Below are 6,083 nucleotides of genomic sequence, written 5' to 3' on the forward strand. Positions count from 1 at the left end.
GCGGACTCAGCCGCGCGGCTGCGCGTGCCGCGCGACGACGTCGGCGACCACCATCGTCACGCGCTTGCCCATCGGAATGTGCAGGAACTCGTTCGGGCCGTGCGCGTTGGAATGCGGGCCGAGCACGCCGGTGATGAGGAACTGCGCCTTCGGAAATTTCTCGCCGAGCATGCCCATGAAGGGGATCGAGCCGCCTTCGCCCATGTACGCCGGCGGCCGGCCGAAATAGGCCTGCGAAGCCGCGGCGACGGCGTCTTCGAGCCACTTCGACAGCTGCGGCGCGTTCCAGCCGCTGCCGGCCTTCTCCAGGTCGAGCGTGACCCTGGCGCCGTAGGGCGGATTCTCTTCGAGCAGCTTCTTCAGCGCGGCGCCGGCCTTGTTGCCGTCGAGCGTCGGCGGAATGCGCAGCGACAGCTTCACGGCGGTGAACGGGCGCAGCACGTTGCCGGCGCTGGCCAGCGGCGGCAGACCGTCGACGCCAGTCACCGCGAGCTGCGGGCGCCAGGTGCGGTTCAGCACCAGCTCGGTGAGATCGTCGCTCACCGGCCGCATGCCGTCGACGAACGGGAACTTGTCGAACACATCGTTGCCGAGCGTCTTCGATACGGCCCTGGCCTGTTCGATGCGCTGCGCGGGAATGTCGACGTGGAAATCGCTCGGCTTGATCTGGCCGCTGCTCTCGTCCTCGAGCCGCGACAGCAGCTGGCGCAGGATGCGGAAGCTCGAGGCGACGACGCCGGATGCGTCGCCGGAGTGCACGCCCTCGGTCAACACCTGCACGCGCAGATTGCCGCCGGTGAGACCGCGCAGGCTGGTGGTCAGCCACAGCTGCTCGTAATTGCCGCAGCCGGAGTCGAGACAGATGACCAGCGTCGGGCTGCCGATGCGCGGCGCCAGATGGTCGACGTAGAACGGCAGATCGTAACTGCCCGATTCCTCGCAGGCTTCGATCATCACCACGCAGCGCGCCTGCGGCAGGCCCTGCTCGCGCAGCGCGAGCAGCGCGGCCAGCGAACCGAAGATCGCATAGCCGTCGTCGGCGCCGCCGCGGCCGTAGAGCTTGTCGCCCTCGCGGCGCGGCGTCCACGGCCCGTAGCCTTCGGCCCAGCCGGTCATTTCCGGCTGCTTGTCGAGGTGGCCGTAGAGCAGCACGCAGTCGTCGTTCGAGCCGCCGTTCGCCGCCGGCACGTCGATGTAGATCAGCGGCGTGCGGCCCGGCAGGCGCACGACTTCGAGCGTGGCGCCGCCGAGCGCCGGCAGCTTGCCGCGCGCCCAGGTCTCCATCAGCTTGACAGCATCGTCCATGTAACCGTGCTCGACCCACTGCGGATCGAACATGGGGCTCTTGTTCGGGATGCGGATGTAGTCGGTGAGCCGGGCGACGATCTCGTCTTCCCAGAGAGCGTCGACGAAGCGGGCGAGTTTCTGTGTGTTCATGAGTGTGGTGTTCGAGTGGGGCCGCTTCAGAGCAGTTCGACGATGCGCGCGCGGATCGCGCCGCCGTCGATCTCGGCGAGCGCCAGCGACACCGGCAGGCTGAAGCGGCGCGGGCCGGCGCTGCCGGGGTTGATGTAGCTGACGCCGTCGCGCACGTAGATGCGCGGACGATGCGAGTGACCGCTGACCACGGCGGCGATCTGCGCGGCGCGCGGATCGAGATCGAGCAGCTTGAGATCGTGCAGCAGATGCAGGCGCAGCGGGCCGGCGGCGAAGGTCCGCGTTTCCGGCACGGCCTGCGCCCAGGCGTCGCCGTCGTTGTTGCCGCGCACGGCGACCACGGGCGCCAGCGCGCGCAGGCCGTCGAGCACCTCCGGCGCGCCGATGTCGCCGGCGTGCACGATCAGCTCGCAGCCGCGCAGCGCCTCGACCGCCTCGGGGCGCAGCAGGCCGTGCGTGTCGGAGATCAGGCCGATGTTCATCGGCGGCTACCCGCGGCGTGCAGCCCCGCGCCGGCGGCCGCGCGCAGTTCCCGCGCGGCATGACGCAGCACGCTGCGCGCCGCCGTCAGGCCGAGCGCCGCCATGATCGCGGCGACGGCGAGATCCGGCCAGGCGCTGTGCGTGCCGAACACGCCGAGCGCGGCGAGCATCACGGCGAGGTTGCCGATGGCGTCGTTGCGCGAGCACAGCCACACCGAGCGCAGGTTGGCGTCGCCGTCGCGGAAGGCGTAGAGCATGAGCGCCACCGCCACGTTGACCGCGAGCGCCAGCGCCGCGACCGCGCCCATGGTCATCGCCTGCGGCGCGCTGCCGGTCCAGGCATTCCAGGCGGCCTGCGCCAGCACGTAGACGCCGTAAACGCCCATCGACGCGCCCTTGAGCAGCGCCGCGCGCGAGCGCCAGACGGCGGCCATCGACAGCACGGCGAGCGACAGGCCGTAGGTGGCGGCGTCGCCGAAGAAATCGACGGCGTCGGCGAGCAGCGACACGGAGTGAGCGCCCCAGCCGGCGCCCAGCTCGACGCCGAACATCGCGAGGTTCGCCGCCAGCGCGATCCACAGCGTGCGCCGCAGGCGCGGCGAGATGCCCGACGCCGGGGCGCCGCAGGCCGAATCGGAACAGCAGGTCGACATGAAAAAACTCTCCGGTCTCGCCCTATTGGACACCGCGGATCGGCATGAAGGTCAAGTCGCGTCAGCCGTCGACGCGCAGCACCGGCTACGGGTTCAGCCGTGGTCTGCAGCGACGGCGCGCTCTGCGCGGCAGCCGTCGCGGCGAAACCGGCGAAGGCGAGGGCGGCGGCGGTACGGACCTGCGCGGCGATCATCACGGCTCCCGGCGCTGGCAGGCCGCCATCGTAGTGGGTCCGCGCGCGCGCCAGTACGGTGGGATTCCTCATGCGTGCCGCGCCGCGCATGGCTCCGCGTTCAGGACTGGGCCATCATGCGGCCCGCATCGTCCGCGCTTTCGCTCTCACGTTCGCCGATGAACGCCGCCATCCTCGTCCTCGCCCTGCTGCTCTGCGTCGCCGTGTCGGCGATCCTCGTGCGCGTCACGCGCCTGCCGCTGCCGCTCACGCAGATCGCCCTCGGCGCGGCGATCAGCGTGCCGGACTTCGGTCTGCACGTCGATCTCGAGCCGCACCTGTTCATGCTGCTGTTCGTGCCGCCGCTCCTGTTCGCCGACGGCTGGCGCATGCCCAAGCGCGAATTCTTCCGCCTGCGCGAGCGCATCCTGGCGCTCGCCTTCGGCCTGGTGCTGTTCACCGTCGTCGCGGTCGGCTATCTCGTGCACTGGATGATCCCGGCGCTGCCGCTGGCCGCCTGCTTCGCGCTCGCCGCGGTGCTGTCGCCGACCGACGCGGTCGCCGTCTCGGCGCTCGCCGGCCGCGCCGGCATTCCCAAGCAGCTGATGTACACGCTGGAAGGCGAGGCGCTGATGAACGACGCCTCCGGCCTCACCGCCTTCAACTTCGCGATCGCCGCCGCCGTCACCGGCGCGTTCTCGCTGACGCAGGCCTCGGTGTCGTTCGCCGTGGTCGCCGCCGGCGGGCTCGGCATCGGCGCGCTGCTCGGCTGGGCGCTCGGCGCCTTTCAGCAATGGCTGGCGGGCTGGAACCGCGTCGAGGCGCAGGGCTCGATCGCCATGGTGCTGCTGCTGCCGTTCGCGGCGTACCTGATGGCCGAGGAGCTCGGCGTGTCCGGCATCCTCGCCGCGGTCGCCGCCGGCATGGCGCTGAACCTGAAGAGCGCGCAGCGCGACCCCGGCGCGCAGACGCGCATCGCCTCGACGCACATTTGGTCGATGATCGAGTACGTGCTCAACGGCGTGATCTTCGTGCTGCTCGGCCTGCAGCTGCCGGACATCGTCGGCAAGGGGCTCGAATACTCGTACCAGGACCACGGCCTGGCCGGGCCGATGCGGCTGATCGCCTACGCGCTGGCGATCGCCGCGGCGCTGGTCCTCGCGCGCCTGGTCTGGGTCTGGCTGCTGCTGCACGTGACGCGGCTCTACGCGATCTGGCGCGGCGACGACGCGCCGCACCTGCGCCCGCTGCCGCGCCGGCGGCGGCTGTTCTTGGCGACCGGCCTGGCCGGCGTGCGCGGCGCCATCACCCTGGCCGGCGTGCTGTCGGTGCCGTTCGTGCTCGACGACGGCACGCCGTTCACCGGCCGCAATCTGATGATCTTCCTGGCGACCACGGTGATCCTCATCTCGCTGCTGGTCGCCGCCATCGGCCTGCCGCTGCTGCTGCGCGGCATCACCGTGGAGGACGATCCCGAAGCCGAGGAAGAACGCAACGCACGCCTGCACGCCTGCGAGGCGGCGATCGCCGCGGTCGGCGAGGCGGCGCGCCGGCTCGACGCGCAGCGCGGCGATGCCGACGGCGCCGCGCCGGCCAGCGATGCCGCAGCGCGCCTGATCGCCAACTACGAGCTGCGCATCCACGGCCTGCGCGAGGACCAGGACACACCGCAGAGCGTCGCCGCGCGCGGCCGTGCCGAGCTCGAACTGCGCCTCGTCGGCATCGACGCCGAGCGCCGCGAACTGACGCGCCTGCATCGCGTCGAAGCCATCAACGACACCGTGTACAACGATCTGCTCTACGAGCTCGACGTGCGCGAGTCGGCGCTGCGCCTGCGCGGCCGGCGCGCGGAGGCATGACGATGACGGCGACGCAGCGACCCGCGCACGTGCCGCTCGCGCCGCCGCCGTGGTGGCTCGAGGGCAGCGGCTACATCGTGCAGGTCCGTCTGCCCGAAGACGTGCTCGCGCACGGCAGCTTCATCGCGCCGGGCCTGGTCCGCGCCGGTCGCGGCCGCGTCGCCACGCTGATGTTCGTCGACTACGCGAAGAGCGACGTCGGCCCCTATCACGAGCTGCTGTACATCCCGGGCAAGCTGCGCATCGGCCCGTACCGCCTGCGCTCGATCACGCGCATCTTCGTTTCCAGCTGGGCATCGGTGATCAACGGCGAGCGCAACTGGGGCATCCCCAAGGATTGCGCGCGCTTCGACGTGCGCTACGGCGAGGACGGCGTCGACCGCATCGCGGTCAGCACGCGCGACGGCGAGCCCTTCGCCCGCCTGACGCTGTCGGCGCGCGGCCCGACGCTGCCGGCGCCGGCGCACTGGGTGCCGCGGCGCCTGCGCACGCTCGCGCAGCTGCACGACGGCCGGATCTATCGCTACGCGCCGAGCGCCAGCGGCCGCCTGCGCTTCGCGCGGGTGCGCGACTGGTGGTTCGACGCGCGGCACTTTCCCGATCTCGCACGCGGCGAGCCGCTGTTCGCCGTCCAGCTGCCGCGGTTCCGCATGCAATTCCCGGTGGCGCGGATCACGCCGCTACGCTGAGCCGCGTGGCCGCACGCGCAGCGCGACGCTGATGCGCGCGCCGACCGGCTCGCGCGTCTTCGGAATGCCGTGCTCGGTTTCGAGCTGCGAACGATGGCTCATGAGCAGCAGGCTGCCGGCTTCGAGCACGAGCGGCCAGCGCCGGCGCGGTGTCGCGACCGCGCGGCCGGCCGTGCGGATCTCCATGCGTCGCGCAGCGCCGAGCGAGACCAGCGCGATCGGCTGGCCCGGCACCAGCTCGTGCAGCTTGTCGTGGTGCAGGGCGACGCTGTCGGCGCCGTCGCGGTAATGATTGAGGCCGATGCTGTTGAACGGCGCCGCCACGCGCGCCGCGACGCATGCGGCGAGTTCGCGCAGCGCATCCGGCAGCTGCGCATCGGCGAGCGCGTAACGGGCGACGAGACGCGGCACGTCGACCTCGCGCTCGTACATCTGGCGCCGCTCGCGGCGCCAGTCGACGCCCTCGCGCAGCGACACGAACCAGCGCTCCGCGAGCGCCGGCGGCACGAAGCCGGGAAAGTAGCGGATGCCGCCTTCGGCATCGTCGCGGATCAGCAGTTCGGCCGGTTCGAACAGCCCGGCCTGTGACGGTGACATGGACATACCGCATTGGACCACCGCCACAGGCTCGAATTCCGAGCCGCCCGCGCCACGCGAGCCTTCCGGCTTGAGCCCTCTCCGCCCTGGGGCGGAGAGGGTTGGGTGAGGTGGGGCGCTTGGTCGCGCAGCGCGCGTCGCGACCGCCCACCTCCCCCGGCCCCTCCCCCCGCAAGCGGGCGGAGGGGAGTCG

Annotated in this window: 6 protein-coding genes; 2 read left to right on the forward strand and 4 right to left on the reverse strand. The window is 71.6% G+C overall.

The window, feature by feature from the left end; all coding sequences use genetic code 11:
* Positions 1-6 precede the first annotated feature (6 nt).
* The 3 genes from K344_RS0116800 to K344_RS22215 are packed head-to-tail and all read right to left on the reverse strand — an operon-like array spanning position 7 to position 2,572.
* A complete protein-coding gene (locus K344_RS0116800) occupies positions 7-1,437 on the reverse strand; it encodes a M20 family metallopeptidase (protein WP_028081647.1) in 1,431 nt (476 codons plus the stop codon).
* A gap of 26 nt (positions 1,438-1,463) precedes the next feature.
* On the reverse strand, positions 1,464-1,919 hold the full coding sequence (locus K344_RS0116805) for a metallophosphoesterase family protein (protein ID WP_028081648.1): 456 nt from the start codon (positions 1,917-1,919) through the stop codon (positions 1,464-1,466).
* The gene (locus K344_RS22215) at positions 1,916-2,572 is read right to left on the reverse strand and encodes a cation efflux transmembrane domain-containing protein (protein WP_051362336.1); all 657 of its coding nucleotides are present in this window, start codon (positions 2,570-2,572) and stop codon (positions 1,916-1,918) included. The genes K344_RS0116805 and K344_RS22215 overlap by 4 nt, the downstream gene beginning before the upstream one ends.
* A 352-nt stretch (positions 2,573-2,924) precedes the next feature.
* Between K344_RS22215 and K344_RS0116815 the strand changes: the two genes are divergently transcribed.
* Together K344_RS0116815 and K344_RS0116820 are read left to right on the forward strand one after the other, a co-directional pair.
* A complete protein-coding gene (locus tag K344_RS0116815) occupies positions 2,925-4,604 on the forward strand; it encodes a Na+/H+ antiporter (RefSeq protein WP_028081649.1) in 1,680 nt (559 codons plus the stop codon).
* Positions 4,605-4,606: 2 nt separating this feature from the next.
* Positions 4,607-5,293: an acetoacetate decarboxylase family protein gene (locus K344_RS0116820; RefSeq protein WP_084197558.1), complete on the forward strand. Its 687-nt coding sequence runs from the start codon at positions 4,607-4,609 to the stop codon at positions 5,291-5,293.
* Here the strand turns inward: K344_RS0116820 and K344_RS0116825 are convergent.
* Positions 5,285-5,890: an alpha-ketoglutarate-dependent dioxygenase AlkB gene (locus K344_RS0116825; RefSeq protein ID WP_043114871.1), complete on the reverse strand. Its 606-nt coding sequence runs from the start codon at positions 5,888-5,890 to the stop codon at positions 5,285-5,287. The genes K344_RS0116820 and K344_RS0116825 overlap by 9 nt on opposite strands.
* Positions 5,891-6,083 lie beyond the last annotated feature (193 nt).

It is taken from the genome of Solimonas soli DSM 21787, from assembly GCF_000474945.1.
GTDB lineage: Bacteria > Pseudomonadota > Gammaproteobacteria > Nevskiales > Nevskiaceae > Solimonas > Solimonas soli.